Annotated in this window: 18 protein-coding genes (1 of these 18 running past the window's edge); 9 read left to right on the plus strand and 9 right to left on the minus strand. The window is 64.8% G+C overall.

Annotated elements, in window-relative coordinates:
• The 5 genes from ACVIIV_RS11470 to ACVIIV_RS11490 form a co-directional block, all read right to left on the minus strand.
• Nucleotides 1-846 carry the 5' portion of a TRAP transporter substrate-binding protein gene (locus tag ACVIIV_RS11470; RefSeq protein ID WP_456744282.1) on the minus strand. The gene continues 243 nt to the left of window position 1, outside the view, so only the first 846 of its 1,089 coding nucleotides appear in the window; its start codon is at nt 844-846; its stop codon lies off the left edge, out of view.
• A gap of 181 nt (nt 847-1,027) precedes the next feature.
• Nucleotides 1,028-2,341 (minus strand): NAD(P)H-dependent oxidoreductase, encoded by a 1,314-nt coding sequence (locus ACVIIV_RS11475; RefSeq protein WP_456744283.1) that lies wholly within the window; start codon nt 2,339-2,341, stop codon nt 1,028-1,030.
• 161 nt (nt 2,342-2,502) lie between these two features.
• The gene (locus ACVIIV_RS11480) at nt 2,503-3,303 is read right to left on the minus strand and encodes a phytanoyl-CoA dioxygenase family protein (protein ID WP_456744284.1); all 801 of its coding nucleotides are present in this window, start codon (nt 3,301-3,303) and stop codon (nt 2,503-2,505) included.
• Nucleotides 3,304-3,433: 130 nt separating this feature from the next.
• Nucleotides 3,434-4,111: a GntR family transcriptional regulator gene (locus ACVIIV_RS11485; protein WP_456744285.1), complete on the minus strand. Its 678-nt coding sequence runs from the start codon at nt 4,109-4,111 to the stop codon at nt 3,434-3,436.
• 183 nt (nt 4,112-4,294) lie between these two features.
• Entirely contained in the window at nt 4,295-5,152 is an 858-nt protein-coding gene (locus ACVIIV_RS11490) for a sigma-70 family RNA polymerase sigma factor (RefSeq protein ID WP_456744286.1), read from the minus strand.
• Between the two features lie 99 nt (nt 5,153-5,251).
• Between ACVIIV_RS11490 and ACVIIV_RS11495 the strand changes: the two genes are divergently transcribed.
• Nucleotides 5,252-5,710, plus strand: coding sequence for a carboxymuconolactone decarboxylase family protein (locus ACVIIV_RS11495; protein WP_456748707.1), 459 nt, complete (start codon nt 5,252-5,254; stop codon nt 5,708-5,710).
• Nucleotides 5,711-5,774: 64 nt separating this feature from the next.
• Here ACVIIV_RS11495 and ACVIIV_RS11500 read toward each other — a convergent pair whose 3' ends face one another.
• Nucleotides 5,775-6,587 carry an alpha/beta fold hydrolase gene (locus ACVIIV_RS11500; protein WP_456744287.1) on the minus strand — a complete coding sequence of 271 codons (813 nt, stop codon included), beginning with the start codon at nt 6,585-6,587 and terminating at the stop codon, nt 5,775-5,777.
• Between the two features lie 2 nt (nt 6,588-6,589).
• Nucleotides 6,590-7,408: an alpha/beta fold hydrolase gene (locus ACVIIV_RS11505; protein ID WP_456744288.1), complete on the minus strand. Its 819-nt coding sequence runs from the start codon at nt 7,406-7,408 to the stop codon at nt 6,590-6,592.
• A gap of 134 nt (nt 7,409-7,542) precedes the next feature.
• On the opposite strand from ACVIIV_RS11505, the gene ACVIIV_RS11510 reads away from it, so the two are divergent.
• Entirely contained in the window at nt 7,543-8,085 is a 543-nt protein-coding gene (locus ACVIIV_RS11510; RefSeq protein ID WP_456744289.1) for a methylated-DNA--[protein]-cysteine S-methyltransferase, read from the plus strand.
• Between the two features lie 142 nt (nt 8,086-8,227).
• Here the strand turns inward: ACVIIV_RS11510 and ACVIIV_RS11515 are convergent, their stop codons facing one another.
• Nucleotides 8,228-9,772 (minus strand): acyl-CoA synthetase, encoded by a 1,545-nt coding sequence (locus ACVIIV_RS11515; protein WP_456744290.1) that lies wholly within the window; start codon nt 9,770-9,772, stop codon nt 8,228-8,230.
• Nucleotides 9,773-9,886: 114 nt separating this feature from the next.
• Nucleotides 9,887-11,059, minus strand: a complete 1,173-nt coding sequence (locus ACVIIV_RS11520; RefSeq protein ID WP_456744291.1) for an acetyl-CoA C-acetyltransferase — start codon at nt 11,057-11,059, stop codon at nt 9,887-9,889.
• Between the two features lie 232 nt (nt 11,060-11,291).
• Here ACVIIV_RS11520 and ACVIIV_RS11525 point away from each other — a divergent pair, with 232 nt between their 5' ends.
• The 7 genes from ACVIIV_RS11525 to ACVIIV_RS11555 all read left to right on the plus strand — a co-directional run bounded on the left by ACVIIV_RS11525 (nt 11,292) and on the right by ACVIIV_RS11555 (nt 19,714).
• The gene (locus ACVIIV_RS11525) at nt 11,292-11,858 is read left to right on the plus strand and encodes a TetR family transcriptional regulator (protein WP_456744292.1); all 567 of its coding nucleotides are present in this window, start codon (nt 11,292-11,294) and stop codon (nt 11,856-11,858) included.
• Nucleotides 11,859-11,931: 73 nt separating this feature from the next.
• On the plus strand, nt 11,932-12,690 hold the full coding sequence (locus ACVIIV_RS11530) for an SDR family NAD(P)-dependent oxidoreductase (protein WP_456744293.1): 759 nt from the start codon (nt 11,932-11,934) through the stop codon (nt 12,688-12,690).
• 213 nt (nt 12,691-12,903) lie between these two features.
• Nucleotides 12,904-13,710, plus strand: coding sequence for an enoyl-CoA hydratase/isomerase family protein (locus ACVIIV_RS11535; RefSeq protein WP_456744294.1), 807 nt, complete (start codon nt 12,904-12,906; stop codon nt 13,708-13,710).
• 43 nt (nt 13,711-13,753) lie between these two features.
• Nucleotides 13,754-15,622 carry an AMP-binding protein gene (locus tag ACVIIV_RS11540; RefSeq protein ID WP_456744295.1) on the plus strand — a complete coding sequence of 623 codons (1,869 nt, stop codon included), beginning with the start codon at nt 13,754-13,756 and terminating at the stop codon, nt 15,620-15,622.
• Between the two features lie 174 nt (nt 15,623-15,796).
• Complete coding sequence (locus ACVIIV_RS11545; protein WP_456744296.1) at nt 15,797-16,924, plus strand: acyl-CoA dehydrogenase family protein; 1,128 nt, start codon at nt 15,797-15,799, stop codon at nt 16,922-16,924.
• Nucleotides 16,925-17,088: 164 nt separating this feature from the next.
• Nucleotides 17,089-18,336 (plus strand): acyl-CoA dehydrogenase, encoded by a 1,248-nt coding sequence (locus tag ACVIIV_RS11550; RefSeq protein ID WP_456744297.1) that lies wholly within the window; start codon nt 17,089-17,091, stop codon nt 18,334-18,336.
• A 133-nt stretch (nt 18,337-18,469) separates the two neighbouring features.
• Nucleotides 18,470-19,714, plus strand: coding sequence for an acyl-CoA dehydrogenase (locus ACVIIV_RS11555; RefSeq protein ID WP_456744298.1), 1,245 nt, complete (start codon nt 18,470-18,472; stop codon nt 19,712-19,714).
• Nucleotides 19,715-19,812 lie beyond the last annotated feature (98 nt).

Below are 19,812 nucleotides of genomic sequence, written 5' to 3' on the forward strand. Positions count from 1 at the left end.
GACCGAGTCGTACTTGCCCGTGACCCAGGTGAAGGTGTCCAGCGATGCCGTGCTGATGGCGGCCTGGTAGTTCTTCGGCAGCGCATTCCACTTTTCGAGGTTCATGATGTTGTGGCCCTGGCCGGTGCCTTCCCACCAGCCGGGATAGTAGTAATATTTTGCCACCTTCACGAAGCCGAGCTTCTCGTCGTCATAGGGTCCGACCCACTCCGCAGCATCGATCGTCCCCTTCTCCAATGCGGGGTAGATGTCGCCGGCCGCGATCTGCTGCGGCACGCCGCCAAGCTTCGAGATGATGGTGCCGGCGAAGCCGCCGACGCGGAATTTCAAGCCCTTGAGATCATCGACGGTCTTGATCTCCTTGCGGAACCAGCCGCCCATCTGGGCTCCGGTCGAGCCGGTGGGGACGCCGATGGCGTTGTGCTCCTTCAGGAGATCGTTCAGCATGTCCTGACCGCCGGCCCATATCAGCCAGGAGATATGCTGGCGCGTGTTGAGCCCGAACGGCAGCGATGTGCCGAAGGTGAAGGCCGGATTCTTGCCCCAGTAATAATAGAGCGCGGTATTGCCCATCTCGACCGTGCCGTTCGATACGGCGTCGAGCACCTGCAGACCCGGGACGATTTCGCCGGCAGCGAAGGGCTGGATCTGGAATCTATTGTCGGTGATCTCGGCGACGCGCTTGCAGAAATATTCGCAGCCGCCATACAGCGTATCCAGTGATTTCGGCCAACTCGCCGCCAGCCGCCATTTCACCTCGGGCATCGACTGCGCGACAGCCGGCGCGGCAACAGCAGTTGCGGCAAGGCCCAGTCCGCCTGCCGTCAGGAATTTACGACGTTCCATGCATTTCCCTCCTGTGATGTCGTGTCCTCGACGAGGGTACGCGGTCTTGTCGCCGCTTTGCTCTTCGCCGGTGGCTGACGTTTCTTGGTGTCCGAAATTTTTGACTTTCCGGATCGGGAACAGGATGACGAAACGGCGAGAGCAAAGCAAGCCCGCTTTGATTGCGCTACCGGGGAATGCCTCAATGCTGCGCTGCGAATGCAGCTTCCATGACCTTGCGCGCCTTCACCGTTTCGTTGCCCGGGTCGAATTCGACATCGTTCCAGCGCACCACCGCGCCGTGGGCGACGTCATGTTTCAGCTTCACACGATGTGCGAGCCCGATCGGCAAGGCGCCGGCCTTGAGGCTCGCGGCCGCCGGTAACAGCTTGCCCCACACCGTGTAGCCGCCTTCGCCGTCGAGCATCTCGCCGGCGCGCAAGCTACGCTTGGCCACCGCCGCGACGTCGCCGCGGAAACCGAGGGCCTGCCCGGTGGGCTCGCCCCGCAGCGCGGCCGACAGCGCCGAGATGTTCAGCTCGAGCCCGATCAGATGATACGGCTTGTACATGGCGGCGAAGCGTCCGCTGGCGTCGGTCTTCAGGCCATATTGCCTGAAGCAATCGGCGGCGTAGTCATTCGGCGCCTCCAGCACGACATAGACGCCCCAGCGCAGATCGCGAAACACCGGCCGGCCGTCGCGCTCGAGCGAGGAGACGACCTCGACGACGCCAGACCGCTCCAGCACGCCGCCGCGCGAGCGCGGCCGCATGATGTGCGGCAGATCGTCGACGCCGCAGGGCGGAAACAGCAGACCGTCGGCGGGCACGTCCAGCCCGCAGGCGTTGGCGATCGCGGCCATCTCGATCGCCGATTTGGTGCCGTCGAGGAAGGAGTTGAACATCTGCGGATTCATGCCGGCCGACTGCGCCTCGCCCGCGGTCAGGCCGTAATGCTGCCAGACACCGTCGGGCGTCACGTCGTGATAGGCCGGCAGGTATTTTGTCCCCTTGCCGGCCGCGACGACGCGGAAGCCGGTGGCCCGCGCCCAATCCACCATCTCCGCAGTCAGCGCCGGCTGGTCGCCATAGGCGAGCGAATAGACCACGCCGGCTTTGCGCGCTTCCTCCGCGAGCAGGGGACCTGCCAGCACATCGGCCTCGACATTCACCATGACGATATGCTTGCCCGCCGCGATCGCAGCGCGCGCATGCTTGATGCCGACGGCGGGATTGCCGGTCGCTTCCACCACCACATCCATTGTGCCGCCGGCAATGGCCCGCACACCGTCATCGGTGAAGGTTGTCGCTGCGATTCGCTCTGCGTCCCAACCGACGGTGCGGCACGCTTCGCGCGCGCGATCCCGGTCGATGTCGACGATGATGGGCACCTCCAGCCCCGGCGTGTGCGGCACCTGCGCCAAAAACATCGAGCCGAATTTGCCGGCCCCGATCAGCGCGACGCGGACGGGCTTGCCGGCGGACGCGCGGGCCTGGAGGAGGCGGAAGAGGTTCATGGGAATATCCTGCGAAACTATCGTGTCCCGGACGCGGTGCGGCGCGAAGTGCCGCTCCGCAGGGCTGGGACCCAGAGAAAAACTATCCGTGCGGCGTGGGCCCCGGCTCAGCAGCGCACCGCTGAAGAAGCGCTGCGCTGCGTCCGGGGCGCGAGACCTACTTACTCCGCCGCCTGCCGCGGCGCACGGGCGAGCCGCAGCAGGGCGTCGTCGTCCACCGTCTTGATCGGCGTGAAGTCGCGGTGCGCGATGTAGTCCGGCCGCGTCGGTGTGCGGATGTAATTCGAGACCGCGTTCAGCGTCAGATACACGATCTTGCGCGGGTAGGGCGTGATGTTGCCGCTTGAGCCGTGCACGAGATTGCCGTGGAACATCAGCATGCCGCCGGGCTTGCCCGTGGGCGCCACGATGCCGCCCTGCTTGACGAGGCGCGTCACGGTGTCCTCGTCCAGCGTCCACAGCGGGTAGGACGTGGTGGCGAGATCGTGCGAGGCTTCGAGATCGCCGGCGTTCTGGCTGCGCGGCACCAGCATCAAGGGGCCGTTGATCGGCATCACCTCGTCGAGGAAGATCGCGATGTTCATCGCGCGCGGCTCCGGCATGCCGTCGTCGCGCTTCCAGGTGCCGTAATCCTGGTGCCACTGCCAGACATCGCCGGTGAAGGCTGATTTCGCGTTGATCTTGAACTGGTGCATGTAGACCGGCTCGCCGAACACCTGCTCGACCGGCTCGATCATGCGCGGATGCCCGCCGAGAATGCGGAACGCCTCGTTGTAGAGATGCGCGGCAAAGGCCGTGCGCGGCGCGCCGCTCTTCTCACGCCAGACTTCGGGCCGGTCGGCGTCGTAGATGCCGACTGCCTCGCGCGCGAGCAGGTCGACCTCCTCCTGACTGAACAATTCGGGCAGGAACAGCCAGCCCTCGCGGTGGAAGAACTCCAATTGCTCCTGTGACAGTTTCATCGGTCGTCCTCCTGTTGTTTTGTTTTTTGTCGTTCCGGGGCGATGCGGAGCATCGAACTATGGTGCGCAATTGCGCACCTGAGAACCCCGGATCGCGCTTCGCGCGTCCGGAATGACGGCACCCGTATCGCTACGCCGCCGCCGCGTCCGTCACCCTCAATCTCTCCTCAGTCATCCGTCCTGCCGTCTGCGCATGCGCGAGCGCGGCGCGTTCGGCTCCGTCCGCATCACCGGCAAGAATGCGCCCAGCAATGTCGCCATGCTCCGCCCAGGCGCTGTCGCGATAGTCGAGCTCTGAGAGCACGGTCGCCATCGAGCGCCGCATGTGCGGCCATTGCGGCGCAATGGTCTCCTCGATCACGGGATTGCCGGCGAGCTGATAGATCGCGCGGTGAAAGTCGACATCGAGCACGATCAGCTCGGCCAGTGTCGTGTTGCGGTCGCTGCGGCGGCCCGCAGCGAGCGCCGCGTCGAGGCGCGCACGTCCCGCCGCGTCGGTGCCGGCGCGCGCTGCGGCGAGCCGGGCCGCCAGCGCGTCGATGGCGCCGCGCACCTCATAGAGCTGGCGGATGCGGGCGGGATCGAGCTGGGTGACTTCAAATCCCCGGCGGCCGCTTTCGGCGACCAGACCCTGGCGATGCAACAGATGCAGCGCATGCGACACCGGCTGGCGCGACACGCCGAGCTTGTCGGCGAGCTCGTTCTGCCGGATGCGCTGGCCGGGGCGAAGCGTGCGGTCGGAGATCGCCTCCAGGATCCGCGCATAGACCTGGTCGATCAGGTTCGGGAGCGGGTCGAGAGGGATCACGCCGGCAGCTCCTACAACGGAATACGGAATTCCGTATTCGAAGGTACAGTCGGAGGGGAGAGGCGTCAAGGCGGAATTGGAGGTCCCGCTCAAGCGGCTCTCGATGGGTCAAGCTAAGTCATTGATATCGCTATGCCCGCCTACTGTGCATGGGGTTGTTTTCGTCAAAATGGGTTATCCATCTCAGCCCTCCAGCACCTCCACCTCAAGCACCGCGATCCGCTCCGCATCGGCCACCGCCTCGATTCCCGCGATCCGGTCGCCCTTGAATGTCACGCGCAGCGCGATGCGCAGCTGTCCGCCGAGGATGACGGCAACACCCATCTCGCCATCGACCAGCGCGGTCCGGGCGGCCTGGGCGCGCCCCTTGAAGTTCTGCGCGACGGCGTCTGCGCCGCGGATCTCGGGCAGCGAGCCGAGCCGCATGGCGGCCTGGTCGGCGCGGAAAACGACATCGGGATCGAGCACCGCGAGCAGGCCCTCGAAATCGCCTTCACGCGACGCTTTGAGAAATGCATCGACGATTCCGCGTTGATGCGACAGATCCGTCTCGGGCACCGGCGCGCCCTGCACGCGCCGGCGGGCGCGGCTGGCCAGTTGGCGCGAAGCATCGACGGAGCGGCCGACGATCGGCGCGATCTCCTCGAACGGCACGGCGAACATATCGTGCAGCACGAAGGCGAGCCGTTCCGCCGGCTGCAACGTCTCCAGCACGACCAGCAGCGCCGCGCCGACGGAATCGGCCATCTCCGCCTCGCGCTCCCGCGTCTCGTCGACCGGCTCGGGCACGTGCGGGCCCATCGGATCTTCCTTGCGCGACTTCCGGGCGCGCAGCATGTCGAGGCAGATGCGCGCGACCACGGTGGTCAGCCAGCCGCGCAAATTCGCGACGTCGGACATATCGTAGCGGCTGACCCGCAGCCACGCCTCCTGCACCGCATCGTCGACCTCGGCGCGGGACCCCAGCATCCGGTAGGCGACCGCGCGCAAATGGTCCCTGCTCGCCTCGAACTGTTCGGTCAGAAAATTTTGCTCGGTCATCGGTCACATTCCCTTGTCGCGATCCGTCATGCCCATGACGAAGCCAATACGGTCGATGTGACCGGAACCTTCGAAATTCGACAGATGGAGACGAAAATGATGCACGCCCGCATGAATCACCCGGTCATGGTCCTGCCCGAGGCCATGAATGTCCTTCAGTCCCTCGGCAACCTGACCAAGCAGGGCCTGCCGGAAAAGCTCCTGGAACTGGTGCACCTGCGCGCCAGCCAGATCAATGGTTGCAGCGTCTGCGTCGACATGCATCCCAAGGTCGCCCGCAAGCTGGGCGAGACCGACGAGCGTCTGTTCGCCGTGTCCGCCTGGCGCGATGCGCCCTATTTCACCGACGCCGAGCGCGCCGCGCTGGCCTTGACCGAGGCGGCCACGCGTCTTGCCGATCGCGAAGACCCGGTGCCGGACGCGATCTGGAACGAGGCCGACAAGCATTTCGACGAGCGCGAGCTCGCAACCCTGATCCTCGCGATCGCAACGATTAACGTATGGAACAGGCTGAACGCGACCATCAAGATGCCGGTCGGCGTGTGGAAGGTGACGTGAGGGCTGGCAGCGACCGTGCACTCCCTCGCCCCGCTTGCGGCCGCAGGCGGGGAGAGGCGAAGAGTTACTCCGCCAAGAACCTGTTCACCACCTCGCCGAATTCCAGCGGCGCCTGCTCGAACATCCAGTGTCCGGCGTTCGGAATCACCGCCGTCTGGGCTCCCGCGATGTGGGCGGCCAGCACGCGCCACATCACCGACAGGCTGCCGGTGGTGGCGCCGCCGCCGATCAGCAGCGTCGGTGTCCTGATCGCCTGCGCATCGCCGAGCGTGTAGGGCCTGCGCTGCTCGTTGATCTGGCCGAGGAAGGTGAGTGCGTTGTCGCGGAGTTGCTGCTTGGCCGCAGCAGGCACGCGCCGCCAGGAGCCATCGCCTTCGATGCCTTCGTAGAAATTCCGCAGCGCGCCCTCAAGGTCGCCGGCGCGGATCATCTCGACCGATCGCGCGGTGCGGGCCGCCAGCGGCGGATGTGCGGGCGTCCCCTCCGGCACCGGCAGGGATGCATCGAGATCGCCGCCGGGCTCGGCCAGCACCAGCTTGCGCAACAGATCAGGCCGCGCCTGCGCCACGCGAAAGGCGATATGTCCGCCGCGCGAATGGCCCATCAAGTCGACGGGGCCGGGCCTGACCTGCTCGATGAAGGCGATCGTATCGGCGACGTGCTGCGCCATCTTGTAGTCGTCGCCGACAGCGTCCCAGTGCTCCGGAAAGAAATGCCGCAGGCTGACCGAGATTACGCGATGGGATTTCGACAGCGGACCGAGCACCGAATACCAGGTGCGGAAATCACCGAGCGTGCCGTGCACGCAGACCAGCGGCGGGCCCTCGCCGACTTCGAGATAGGCCATGTCGTATCCGTTGACGTGGAAACTTTGCATGGTCAGCTCGCCAGAAAATCCAGAACCACTTCGGAATATTTCTGCGGCGCCTGCTCGAACATCGGATGCGTCGCGTTCGGGATGATCGCCGTCTTGGCGTAGGGCACATGCGCGGCCAGCGCATGCAGCACCTTCGGCAGCAGGCCTTTGGTCCGCGCGCCCAGAATGAACAGCGTCGGCATTTTGATGGACTCCGCATCCGTCTTCGAGAACGGCGGGCGGTTGTCGCGGACCTGGCCGATCAGCGTCATGGCGTTGTCGCGCAGGTTCTGCTTCACCATCGCCGGTAGCCGCGGCCAGGTGCCGGCGCCTTCCAGCGTGTCGACAAAGACGGCAAGGCCGCCGTCGACATCGCCGGCTGCGATCTTCTCTGCGGAAGCCGTGAAGCGCGCCAGCAGCGGCGAGGGGCCGCCGACGTATTCCGGATCAAGGCTCGCATCGAGCTCGCCGCCGGGCTCGGCCAGGATCAACCGCCGGAGCAGGTCCGGCCGCCGCTGTGCGGCGCGGAAGCAGATATGCCCGCCGCGTGAATGGCCCATCAGGTCGACCGGCCCGAGATCGAGCTTGTCGATGAAGGCGATGATGTCGTCGACGTGCTGGCCGATCGAATAGGTGTCGCTGAGGCCGTCCCAGCGCTCGGGGAAAAAATGCCGCAGGCTGACAGCGATCACCCGATGCCGCTGCGTCAGCGGCCCGAGCACGCAGCCCCAGACGCGAAAGTCGTTGAGCGATCCATGCACGCAGACCAGCGGCGGCCTGCCTCTGTCTTCGCCCACGTCGAGATAGGGCATGTCGTATCCGTTGACGTGGAGGCTTTGCATTCCGGGCTCGCGAAGGGAATGGAACTCCTGTGCAAGATTCCCGGAAACCGGGTGGATCGCAACTATTTCCAAGCCTAGATTTGGCGGGAAATCAAAGTGGGGGCCTGCAACGGAAGCAAGCCAGGAACCTAGCCATGACCAACCAGCATTTTGCCCTGTTCGAGACCCGGATCGGCCTGTGCGCTATCGCCTGGGGCCCGCGCGGCATCAACGGCACGCAATTGCCGATGGGCGGCGAGCAGAAGATCCGCACCCGCATCCATCAGCGCCACCCCGAAGCGACCGAAGCCGAGCCGACCGCCGAGGTGCGAGAAGCGATCGACCGCATCGTCAAGCTGCTCGCGGGCGAGCACGACGACCTCACTGACATCCCGCTCGACCTCGACCGCGTTCCCGAATTCAACCGCGGCGTCTACGACATCGCCCGCGCCGTCCCACCGGGCAAGACCATCACCTATGGCGACATCGCCAAGCAGCTCGGCGGCGTCCAGCTGTCGCGCGACGTCGGCCAGGCGCTCGGCCGCAACCCGTGCCCGATCGTGGTGCCCTGCCATCGTGTGCTCGCCGCCGGCAACAAGCCCGGCGGTTTCTCGGCCAACGGCGGCGTGGTGACGAAGCTCAAGATGCTGGAGATCGAAGGCGCGCTGGTGAACCACACGCCGAGTTTGTTTGATTGAGGGCAACGGTCTCGTGCCCCGGACGCAGTGCGGCACGTAGTGACGCACTGCAGAGCCGGGGGCCCAGCACTGCCGCGAGATGGGCCCCGGCTCTGCGGCGCACCGCTCCGCGCTGCACCGCGTCCGGGACACGAGACCTCGCCTAAATCTTCGCCGCCGTGCTCGGCCAGTATTTGTCGCGCAGGTGCCGCTTCACCAATTTTCCCGTCGGCGTGCGCGGCAGCTCGGCTTCGAAATCGATCGAGCGCGGGCACTTGATGGCGGAGAGGCGGGTCTTGCAATAGACGATCAAATCGGCTTCGAGCGCCTTGCCGGCGTGGCTCATGTCATGCGGCTGCACCACCGCCTTCACCTCCTCGCCCATCTCATCGTTCGGCACGCCGAACACGGCGACGTCGGCGACATCAGGATGGGTGATCAGCACGTCCTCGGTCTCCTGCGGGTAGATGTTCACCCCGCCGGAGATGATCATGTAGGACTTGCGGTCGGTGAGATAGAGGAAGCCGTCCTTGTCGAGATAGCCGACGTCGCCGAGCGTCGACCATCCCTTGGCGTTGTAGGCCTTCTTCGTCTTCTCGGGGTCATTGTGATAGGTGAAGGCGGGCGCGTCGGCGAAGTAGACGGTGCCGATTTCGCCGACCGGCAGCTCCTCGTCGTCCTCGTCCAGAATCTTGACCTTGCCTACCACGGCGCGGCCGACGCTGCCGCGATGCTCCAGCCATTGCTGCGATGTGCAGACGGTAACGCCGTTGCCTTCCGAGCCCGCGTAATATTCGATCAGGATCGGTCCCCACCATTCGATCATCTTGGCCTTGACGTCGACCGGGCACGGCGCCGCGGCGTGGATCGCGCCCTTCAGCGTGGAGACGTTGTACTTCGTGCGCAACTCGTCCGGCAGCTTCAGCATGCGCACGAACATGGTCGGCACCAGCTGCGATTGCGTCACCTTGTATTTCTCGACCAGCTTCAGGAACTCTTCGGCGTCAAAATGCTCCATGATGATGGAGGTGCCGCCGAGCACGGTCGCCATCATGTTGAAGCGCAAGGGGGCGGCGTGATAGAGCGGCGCCGGCGACAGATAAGTGCTCTCGGCATTCATGCCGCACATGTCGGCACAGAGCACGCGCAGAAGCGGGTTCGGTTCGTCGATCGCTTTGCCCTCGAAGGCCTTCTTGACGCCTTTGGGCCGGCCGGTGGTGCCGGACGAATAGAGCATGTCGTAGCCGGCGACTTCGTCCGCGATCGGCGTGGTCGGCTGTGCGCCCGCTTCCTTGTCGTAGGAACGGAAGCCAGGCAGCGGCTCGTCCATCATGTAGAAGATCGGCTCGCCGGGCGCGCCCTTGATCAGGCCCTTGATCTGGTCCGCGCATTTCGGCGTGGTGATGACCACCTTGGCGCCGCAATCGCCGATGATGTAGTCGATCTCGTCTTGCTTCAGATAGCGGCTGATCGCGGTGTAATAGAGCCCGCTGCGCTGCGCGGCCCAGCAGAGCTCCATGAAGGCGAGCCGGTTCTCCATCAGCAGCGCGATGTGGTCGCCGGCCTTCAGGCCGAGCGAACGGAAGAGGTGCGCGCCCTGGTTCGAGAGCTCGTCGAGCTCGCGATAGGTGATCGCCTTGCCGGTGCCGGCCATCTGGTAGGCGATCTTGTTCGGCGTGGTGCGGGCGTGGATGGAGGGGTGGGTCATGACGTTTCCTCAAAACGCGAATGGCGAGTAGCGAATGGCGAATAGGAAGAAGGGCAAACCGCTCTTCACCTACTCACCATTCGCTACTCGCCACTCACGACTCGCTTTTCTTCTTTACAGTCGCTCCACGATCGTCACATTGGCCATGCCGCCGCCTTCGCACATGGTCTGCAGGCCATAGCGCTTGCCGCGCTGGTGCAGGGCGTGGACCAGCGTGGTCATCAGCTTGGTGCCGGAGCCGCCGAGGGGATGCCCGAGCGCAATCGCGCCGCCGTTGACGTTGAGACGCTCCGGATCGGCGCCGGTGGTCTTCAGCCACGCCGTCGGCACCGAGGCGAAGGCCTCGTTGACCTCGAACAGGTCGATGTCGCCGATCTTCATGCCGACCTTCTCCAGCGCGCGCTTGGTGGCGTGCAGCGGAGCGTCCAGCATGATGACGGGATCGCCGCCGGTCATGGTCATGTGGTGGACGCGTGCGAGTGGCTTGACGCCGAGTTGCTTCAGGCCGCGCTCGTTCACGACCATCACGCCGGAGGCGCCGTCACAGATCTGGCTGGCGCTGGCCGCTGTCAGCTTTCCGTTCTCGGCGATCAGCTTGACGCCCTTGATGCCGTCGAGGCTGACGTCGAAGCGGATGCCCTCGTCGATGTGATGGGTGTCCTTGCTGCCGTCGGCGCGGGTGATCTCGAGCGGCACGATCTCCTTCTTGAAGTGCCCGGCTTGCGTCGCCGCAATTGCGCGCTGATGGCTGTTGCACGAGAATTCGTCGAGCTCATCCTTGGAGAGGCCGTACCGCTCCGCCATCATCTCCGCGCCGGTGAACTGGCTGAATACGATGTTTGGATACTTCTTCTCGATGCCCGGGCTCTTGTAATTGCCAAAGCCATTCTTGGCCGGCAGCTGCGACGACAGCCCCATCGGCACCCGCGTCATCGATTCCACGCCGGCCGCGATCACAACGTCCATCGCGCCGGACATCACGGCTTGCGCAGCGAAGTGCAGCGCCTGCTGCGAGGAGCCGCACTGGCGGTCGATCGAGGTGCCCGGCACGCTCTCCGGCAGCTTTGACGCCATCACCGCGTTGCGCGCGACGTTGTTGGACTGCTCGCCGACCTGCATCACGCAGCCCATGATCACGTCCTCGACCTGGGCCGGATCGACCTTGGCGCGATCGACCAGTTCGTCCAGCACCTTCGCGGCGAGATCGGCCGGATGCCAGCCGGCGAGGCGGCCCCCCTTGCGCCCGCCCGCGGTACGCGCAGCGGCGACGATGTAAGCCTCGGCCATTTCGGTCTCTCCCATGATTGTTCTGAATTGGGTTCTCGGGGCGGATTTAAGGGGTGGGATATCGTTTAGTCAATCGATCAATTAACTCTTGTGATGAGGCGCTGCTTGGGCTTATCTGCGCCCCGCTTCCAGCGGCCAAACAGGGATATCCGTGGCTACCAGCGTACCGAACAGGCTCCCCGGCGGGAAAAATTCCACGGCAGAGAAATTGCTCGTGGCCGCGAGCGAGCTGATGATCGAACGCTCCTCGATCGAGATCTCGCTCTCCGACATTGCGCAGAAATCCGGCGCCAACGCCGCGCTGGTCAAATATCATTTCGGTAACAAGGATGGCCTCTTGCTGGCGCTGCTCGCACGGGATGCTGCGACCGAGATGTCCAATCTCGAATATCTGCTGGCGCAGCCGATCACGTCGACGGCGAAGCTGAAGCTGCATATCGCCGGCATCATCCGCGCCTATCACCGGTTCCCCTATATGAATCGGCTGATCCACTATCTGCTCCACGAGACTAGCGCGAGCTCCGCCGATGAAGTCTCGAAATTCTTCGTTGCGCCGCTGCTGGACTTCCACCGCCGCCTGCTGGCCGAAGGCGTCAGCCGCGGCGAATTCCGCCAGACCGATCCGGTGCTGTTCTACACAAGCCTGATCGGCGCCTGCGATCATCTGTTCTTCGGCCGGCACGCGATGTCCCGCGCGACCGGCGTCGGCCCGGTCACCGACGACGTCTGCCGGCAATACATCAAGCACATGGAAACGCTGATCTGCGGCGGAATACTAGAAGGGGCGAATGGCGAATAGCGAGTGGCGAATGGTCTGTTGATCCATTCGCTACTCGCCAATCAGAAACCAACAACCAAGGAGAGGCTTTAAAATGCAACTGAAAGACGTAGCCGTTCTCATCACCGGCGGTGGCTCGGGCCTGGGTGCCGCGACCGCCCGTGCCATGGCGGCCAAGGGCGCCAAGATCGGTGTGATCGACCAGAGCAAGGAAAACGCCGAGAAGGTCGCCGCTGAAGTGAAGGGCGTCGCGCTTCACGCCGACGTCACCAGCGAGGAGCAGATCAAGGCCGCGATTGCGAAAGCGGAAGCTGCGCATGGCGTCGCGCGCGTGCTGATGAACTGCGCCGGCATCGGTGGCTCGCAGCGCATCGTCGGCCGCGATGGCGTCTACCCGCTCGAAAAGTTCGCGCGCATCATCAACGTCAATCTGATCGGCACCTTCAATTGCCTGCGTCTGTTCGCCGAGCGCCTCGTCACGATCGAGCCCATCGGCGAAGAGCGCGGCGTTATCATCAACACGGCCTCGGTTGCGGCCTACGAAGGCCAGATCGGCCAGATCGCCTATTCGGCCTCGAAGGGGGGCGTCGTCGGCCTCACGCTGCCGGCCGCGCGCGACCTCGCCAGCCAGAAGATCCGCGTCAACACCATCGCGCCCGGCCTGTTCTTCACGCCGCTGCTGATGGGGCTGAACGAGGAAGCCCGCAAGAGCCTGGGCGCCCAGGTGCCACATCCTTCGCGCCTCGGCGATGCCAACGAGTACGGCATGCTGGCGGTGCACATCGTCGAGAACCCGATGCTCAACGGCGAGACCATCCGCCTCGACGGTGCGATTCGCATGGCGCCGCGGTAAGCAGTGCTCTTCTTACCCTCCCCTGGAGGGGGAGGGTCGATCGCGCAAAGCGCGAGCGGGGTGGGGTGATCTCTCCACTCGGGCAGTGTTCGTCGCGGAGGGACCTTCACCCCACCCCGTCTCACATTTCGCTGCGCGCAATGTGAGCCGACCCTCCCCCTCCAGGGGAGGGTGGGAGACGGTCCCCGTGTGACACGAAAGTGCGAGGCTCTCATGTCCCAACCGCTGCTGATCGATCATGACGACGGCGTCGACCGGGTGACGCTCAATCGGCCGGAACAGCTCAACGCGCTCGATCCGGCGCTGATCGACGCGCTCAACGACTACTTCCAGGGCCTTCAACGCAACCGCGACACCCGCGTCGTCGTGCTCAGGGGGGCCGGCAAGAATTTTTGCGCGGGCCTCGACCTCAAGGCGGCGATGGCGCGCCGCGCGGGGCAGCAGGAGCCGCCCGGCGTTACGGAGTCGCTGGATTCGCAGCGGCGCATCGCCGACATCGTGATGCTGATGCGGCGCTGCTCGCAGCCGATCCTCGCGCTGGTGCAGGGTGCGGCGGCCGGTGGCGGTTTTGCGCTGGCGCTGGCGTCCGACATCCGCATTGCCGCCAAGTCGGCGCGGATGAACTGCGCCTTCATCAAGCTCGGCCTCGGAGGCTGCGACATCGGCACCAGCTACTTCCTGCCGCGCCTCGTCGGCGTCTCCGTCGCATCCGAGCTGATCCTCACCGGGCGCTTCATCGGCGCCGAGCGCGCGCTGGCGGTCGGCCTCGTCTCGGAGGTCGTGGACGAGGATAAGCTCGATGCGGCGGCCGAGCCCTATGTCGAGGCGATGATGACGGCTTCGCCCGTGGGGCTGCGGCTATCCAAGGAATGTCTCAACATGAGCGTCGATGCCGGATCGCTGGAAGCTGCGATCGCGATGGAGGATCGCAACCAGGTCCTGTGCAGCCGCTCGGAAGAGTTTTCGGAAGGCATCAGGGCCTTCCTTGAGAAGCGAAAGCCTGTCTATATCAGGCGCTGAACCACGAAGATCCGCAAAGGACAGTAATTCCGGGAGACGCAAAATGAGTGGGAGCGCGGCGGCGGTGATGACGAAGCCGGCCTTTCGCAAGGTCCAGTGGCTCAAGCGCGACATCGAGGTCGAGCGCCGCGGCGACGGCACGGTGGTGCTGAAGTCGCGCATTCCGCTGCAGCCTCATGAGAAGCACATCCCGGCCTCGCTGGCGAAATGGGCGAAGGAAGCACCCGAGCGCATTTGGCTGGCGCAGCGCGGCGGTCCCAACCGCGAATGGCGCAAGGTCTCTTATGGCGAAGCCAAGCGCACCGTGGACGCGCTGACGCAAGGACTGCTGAACCTCAAGCTCGAGGGACGACCGGTCGCGATCCTCTCCGGCAATTCGATCGAGCATGCGTTGATGACGCAGGCTGCGATGCAGGCGCGCGTCCCGGCGGCTCCGGTGTCGCCGGCCTACTCGCTGATGAGCCATGATCACGTCAAGTTGAAATATTTGTTCGACCTGATCAAGCCGGCCGTGGTGATGGTGCAGGACGGTCCGACCTTCGAGAAGGCGCTGAACGCGCTCGACCTCAGCGGTACCGTGGTTCACGTCGCGCGGCCTTGCGAGGACATCAGGAGCGTCAGCTTCGCCGAGCTTGCGTCAACGCCGGTGACGAAGGACGTCGAGGAGTCGATCGCTAAGATCTCGCCCGACACCGTCGGCAAGCTGCTGTTCACGTCAGGCTCGACCGGCATGCCCAAGGCCGTCATCAACACCCAGGAGATGATGTGCGCCAATGCGGCGATGATGATGCAGGTGCGGCCGCGCGATCCCAGTGGTCCGATCTCGACCATGCTGGACTGGATGCCCTGGAATCACACCATGGGCGGCAATGCGGCGTTCCACCCGATCCTGGTCGATGGCGGCACGCTCTATATCGACGACGGAAGGCCGATGCCGGGCCAGTTCGAGGAGACGCTGCGCAATCTGCGCGAGATCTCGCCCACCTATTATGCCAACGTGCCCGCCGGCTACGCCGCGCTTGCGGCGGCGATGGAGAAGGACGACGCGCTCTGCCGCTCCTTCTTCAAGAACCTCTCGATCATGGCCTATGGCGGCGCGCGGCTGCCCGACGATCTCTACGAGCGCATGCAGGCGCTAGCGGTGAAGACCACCGGCGAGCGCATCGTGTTCTACACCGGCTGGGGCTCGACCGAGACCGCGCCGACCTCGACCGGCACCTATTGGGACACCGAGCGCGTCGGCCTGATCGGCCTGCCGTTCCCCGGCGTCGAATTGAAGATGGTGCCGTGCGGCTCGAAATACGAATTGCGCCTGCGCGGCGTCAACGTCACGCCCGGCTATTTCGGTCAGCCGGAGCTGACGCAGAAGATGTTCGACGAGGAAGGTTTTTACTGCATCGGCGATGCCGGCATCTTCGTCGATGATGCCGATCCGGTGCAGGGCATCATCTTCGCCGGACGCGTGGTGGAAGACTTCAAGCTCACCACCGGCACGTTCGTGCATGTCGGCTCGCTCCGGACCGATGCGATCGCGGCGGCCACGCCTGTCGTGCACGACGCGCTGGTCGCGGGACAGGATCGCGCATTCATCGGCCTCTTGGCCTGGCCCAATTTGCACGCCTGCCGTCAGCTCGTCGGCAATCCCGATTTGAGCTTTGCCGACGCGGTGAAGCATCCCGAGGTGATTGCCTGCTTCAGGCGCGGCCTGGAAGCCCACAACAAGGAGTGCGAGGGCGCCAGCAGCCGCATCATCGCGCGCGCGATGTTGATGGTCGAGCCGCCCTCGATCGACGGCAACGAGCTGACCGACAAGGGCTACATCAACCAGCGCGCGGGCCTCGAGCGCCGCGCGGCACTGGTGGAGCGACTTTACGCCGACAAGCCGGATGAAGATGTGATCGTGCTGCGATGAATGCGCAACTCTCCCACCTCGTCATTCCGGGATGGCCTGAAGGGCCAGGCCCGGAATCCATAACCCCGGCTCGTGGTTATGGATTCTCAGATGCGCAATTGCGCATCATAGCTCGCGACTTCGTCGCGCCCCGGAATGACGGTCTCAATGACAACGAATAAGAGGTAGCCCGCCATGAACTTCGATTTCTCCGACGATCAAAAACAGCTCCGCGACCAGGCGCGCAAATTCCTCGCTGAAAAATGCTCGCCCAAGGCGGTGCGCGTCGTGCTCGACGGCAAGGCACCTTACGACAAGGAGCTGTGGAAAGGTCTTGCCGAGATGGGCTTCCTCGGCGTCGCGATTCCCGAGGAGTTCGGTGGTGCTGGCGCAGGTCATCTCGAGCTCTGCGTGATCGCGGAAGAGATGGGCCGGGCCAATGCGCCGGTGCCGTTCTCCTCGACCGTGTACCTTGCCGCCGAAGCGCTGTTGATCGCGGGCAGCGACGCGCAGAAGAAGAAATGGCTGCCGGCGATCGCGTCGGGCGAGGCGATCGGCACGTTGGCGCTGTTCGAGGGCAAGGGCAATCCGGCGCCGAAGAACGTCAAGCTGACGGCTGCGAACGGCGTGCTCAACGGCGTCAAGAAGCCGGTCGCCGATGGTGCGATCGCCGACTTCGCCGTCGTCGTCGCGCGGACGGGATCGAGCGGGCGCGACAATGACATCTCGCTGTTCCTGGTCGATCTCAAGGCTGGCGGCGTCGAGGTCAAAAACCTCACCAATCTCGATCCGACCCGCGGGCAAGCGGAGATCACCTTCAAGGACGCTAAAGCCGAGCCGCTCGGTGCCGCCGGCGAAGGCTGGAGCATCTTGACTCAGGTGCTCGATCGCGCCGCGGTGCTCTGCGCCTTCGAACAGGTCGGCGGCTCTGATCGCGCGCTGGAGATGGGCCGCGACTACGCGCTCGACCGCATCGCCTTCGGCCGGCAGATCGGTTCGTTCCAGGCGGTCAAGCACATGCTTGCCGACATGTATGTGTCGGCGACGCTGGCGCGCTCCAACAGCTATTACGGCGCCTGGGCGCTCTCGACCAACGCGGCCGAGCTGCCGGAAGCCGCGGCCGCCGCGCGCATCAGCGCGACGCAGGCGTTCCAGCACTGCGCCAAAAACAACATCCAGGTTCACGGCGGTATGGGCTTCACCTGGGAGTTCGACTGCCACATGTACTACCGCCGCGCCAATGCGATGGCGCTCGGGCTCGGCAGCCTCAGCTATTGGGAGGATCAGTTGATCGACCGGATGCGCAAGAAGAACGCGGCGTAACGACAGGTGCGTAGGGTGGTTAGCCCTGCGGATGCGCGAAGCGCAGTCCGCTCGGCGTAACCCACCACTTCTGTCGACACGGAAACCAAAGAGGTGGGTTACGCCAAGGGACTGCGCTGCGCGCAGCCCGGGGCTAACCCGCCCTACGAAATGTGAGAGCTGCCATGAACTTCGACGACACCCCGCAGGAAGCCGAATTTCGCGCTACCGCCCGCGCCTGGATCGCCGCGAACGCGCCGAAGCAGTATGAAGAGGAGCTGCGCAAATCCTCGCTCGGCCGTACGCAGCTGAAAAGCGCCAACATTCTCGAAGTGGCAAAAGCCTGGCAGAAGAAGAAAGCCGAGGCCGGCTGGGCCTGCCTGCACTGGCCGAAGGAGTATGGCGGCCGCGGCGCCTCGCCGATCGAGCGCGTGATCTGGCAGCAGGAAGAGGGGCCGTTCGGAAAGCTCTCTCACATGTTCATCATCGGCCATGGCATGTGCGGGCCGACCATGATGGCGTTCGCGCGCGAGGAGCATAAGCGCAAATATCTGCCGCCGCTCGCCTCCGGCGAGAACGTCTGGTGCCAGCTGTTCTCCGAGCCGGCTGGCGGCTCTGATGTCGCGGGCTTGCGCACGCGCGCCGAGAAGGACGGCGACGAGTGGGTGATCAACGGCCAGAAGATCTGGACATCGGGCGCGCATTATTCCGACTACGGCATCCTGTTGACGCGCACCGATCCGGCCGTGCCCAAGCACAAGGGCCTCACCATGTTCTTCCTCGACATGAAGAGCCCGGGCGTCGAGGTCAGGCCGATCAAGCAGGCAAGCGGCGCCTCCGACTTCAACGAGGTCTATTTCACCAATGTGCGCATCCCCGACCACCAGCGCCTCGGCGAGGTCGGTGACGGCTGGAACGTCTCGCTGACCACGCTGATGAACGAGCGCATGTCGATCGGCGCGGGCGTCTCGACCGGTTTCCCGGAGCTGTTCGAATATTGCTCCAGCCTGATGCTCGACGGTGGTCCGGCGATCGAGGATCGCGCGGTGCGCTCGAAGCTTGCCAACTGGGCGGTGAAGGCGAGCGGGCTGAAGTACACCAGCATGCGCGCGATCTCGGCGCTGTCCAAGGGCGAGCGGCCGGGGCCGGAGAATTCGATCGGCAAGCTGGTGGCGGGCTCGATGATCCAGGACGTCGCGACCTATGCGCTGGATTTGCAAGGTGCGGCTGGCGTCGTTAGCGGCCCGGAAGACGCTGAAGTCGCCGGCCGATTCCAGGCCATGCTGCTGCGCGCGCCGGGCACCCGCGTCGAAGGCGGCACCGACGAGATCATGCGCAACATCATCGCCGAGCGGGTGCTGGGCCTGCCCGGCGACATCCGTGTCGACAAGGACGTGCCGTTCAACAAGATTCCGACCAAGGGAAGAGGCTGATCGTGTCCCGGACGCGGTGCGGTACGAAATACCGCTCCGCAGAGCCGGGACCAAGGCCACAATGGGCCCCGGCTCTGCAGCGCACCGCTTTGCGCTGCGCCGCGTCCGGGGCACGAGAGAGGAGAGCTCGAAGATGAATTTCGACGACACCCCGGAGGAAGCCGCGTTCCGAGAGACCGCGCGCAAATGGATCGAGGCCAATGCGCCGAGGGAGCTGCATGCCGAGCTGTCGAAATCCTCGCTCGGCCGCATCCGGCTCGCTCACCACGACATCGTCGATGTCGGTAAGGCCTGGCAGAAGAAGAAGTTCGAAGGCAATTGGGCCTGCCTGCACTGGCCGAAGGAATATGGCGGCCGTGGCGCGACGCCGATCGAGCGGGTGATCTGGCAGCAGGAGGAAGGCGCCTACGGCAAGCTGACGCAGCCGTTCCAGATCGGCGAGGGCATGTGCGGGCCGACCGTGATGGCTTTCGGCAGCGAGGACGCCAAGCGCCGCTATTTGCCGAAGCTCGCTTCGGGCGAGGAGATCTGGTGCCAGCTGTTCTCCGAGCCGTCGGCCGGCTCGGACGTCGCGGGCCTGCGCACGCGTGCCGAGAAGAAGGGCGACAATTGGGTCGTCAATGGCCAGAAGATCTGGACCTCAGGCGCGCATTACTCCGACTACGGCCTCCTGATCGCGCGCACCGATCCTGATGTCCCCAAGCACAAGGGCCTCACCATGTTCTTCCTGGACATGAAGAGCCCCGGCGTCGAGATCCGGCCGATCAAGCAGGCCAACGGCATGCAGGAATTCAACGAGGTCTATTTCACCGATGTCGTGATCCCCGACAGCCAGCGGTTAGGGGCCATCGGCGACGGCTGGAGCGTGTCGCTGACCACCCTGATGAACGAGCGCATGTCGATCGGTGCGCGGCTTGCGACCGGCGTCCCCGAAATGTTCGAGTTCTGCTCCAATTTGATGCTGGAGGATGGGCTCGCCATCGACGATCCCGCCGTGCGCTCGAAGCTCGCGAGCTGGGCGGCGAAGTCGAGCGGGCTGAAATACACCAGCTACCGCACGATCTCGGCGCTGTCGAAGGGCGAGCGGCCGGGCCCGGAGAATTCGATCGGCAAGCTGGTCTCGGGCGTGATGCTCCAGGACATCGCGACCTACGCCATGGACCTGCAGGGCGCGGCCGGCGTTCTCACGGGCAGCGACGAGGAGACGGCGCAGGGCCAGTTCCAGCAGATGCTGCTGTCCTCGCCCTCGATGCGCATCGCCGGCGGCACTGACGAGATCCTGCGCAATATCATCGCCGAGCGCGTGCTGGGCCTGCCGGGCGACATTCGCGTTGACAAGGACGTGCCGTACAACAAGATCCCGACCAAGGGGCGGTGATGTGGCATTGTAGGGTGGGTTAGCGCAGCGGATGCGCGAAGCGCGATCCGCTGGACGTAACCCACCTGTCAATGCGGAAACCGAAGAGGTGCGTTACG

It is taken from the genome of Bradyrhizobium sp. USDA 4354 (assembly GCF_054060315.1).

Coding starts and splice junctions, on each gene's coding strand:
- ACVIIV_RS11475 (WP_456744283.1), bottom strand. CDS start 2,341: ATGAACCTCTTCCGCCTCCTCCAGGCCCGCGCGTCCGCCGGCAAGCCC.
- ACVIIV_RS11480 (WP_456744284.1), bottom strand. CDS start 3,303: ATGAAACTGTCACAGGAGCAATTGGAGTTCTTCCACCGCGAGGGCTGG.
- ACVIIV_RS11490 (WP_456744286.1), bottom strand. CDS start 5,152: ATGACCGAGCAAAATTTTCTGACCGAACAGTTCGAGGCGAGCAGGGAC.
- ACVIIV_RS11495 (WP_456748707.1), top strand. CDS start 5,252: ATGCACGCCCGCATGAATCACCCGGTCATGGTCCTGCCCGAGGCCATG.
- ACVIIV_RS11500 (WP_456744287.1), bottom strand. CDS start 6,587: ATGCAAAGTTTCCACGTCAACGGATACGACATGGCCTATCTCGAAGTC.
- ACVIIV_RS11505 (WP_456744288.1), bottom strand. CDS start 7,408: ATGCAAAGCCTCCACGTCAACGGATACGACATGCCCTATCTCGACGTG.
- ACVIIV_RS11510 (WP_456744289.1), top strand. CDS start 7,543: ATGACCAACCAGCATTTTGCCCTGTTCGAGACCCGGATCGGCCTGTGC.
- ACVIIV_RS11515 (WP_456744290.1), bottom strand. CDS start 9,772: ATGACCCACCCCTCCATCCACGCCCGCACCACGCCGAACAAGATCGCC.
- ACVIIV_RS11520 (WP_456744291.1), bottom strand. CDS start 11,059: ATGGCCGAGGCTTACATCGTCGCCGCTGCGCGTACCGCGGGCGGGCGC.
- ACVIIV_RS11525 (WP_456744292.1), top strand. CDS start 11,292: ATGATCGAACGCTCCTCGATCGAGATCTCGCTCTCCGACATTGCGCAG.
- ACVIIV_RS11530 (WP_456744293.1), top strand. CDS start 11,932: ATGCAACTGAAAGACGTAGCCGTTCTCATCACCGGCGGTGGCTCGGGC.
- ACVIIV_RS11535 (WP_456744294.1), top strand. CDS start 12,904: ATGTCCCAACCGCTGCTGATCGATCATGACGACGGCGTCGACCGGGTG.
- ACVIIV_RS11540 (WP_456744295.1), top strand. CDS start 13,754: ATGAGTGGGAGCGCGGCGGCGGTGATGACGAAGCCGGCCTTTCGCAAG.
- ACVIIV_RS11545 (WP_456744296.1), top strand. CDS start 15,797: ATGAACTTCGATTTCTCCGACGATCAAAAACAGCTCCGCGACCAGGCG.
- ACVIIV_RS11550 (WP_456744297.1), top strand. CDS start 17,089: ATGAACTTCGACGACACCCCGCAGGAAGCCGAATTTCGCGCTACCGCC.
- ACVIIV_RS11555 (WP_456744298.1), top strand. CDS start 18,470: ATGAATTTCGACGACACCCCGGAGGAAGCCGCGTTCCGAGAGACCGCG.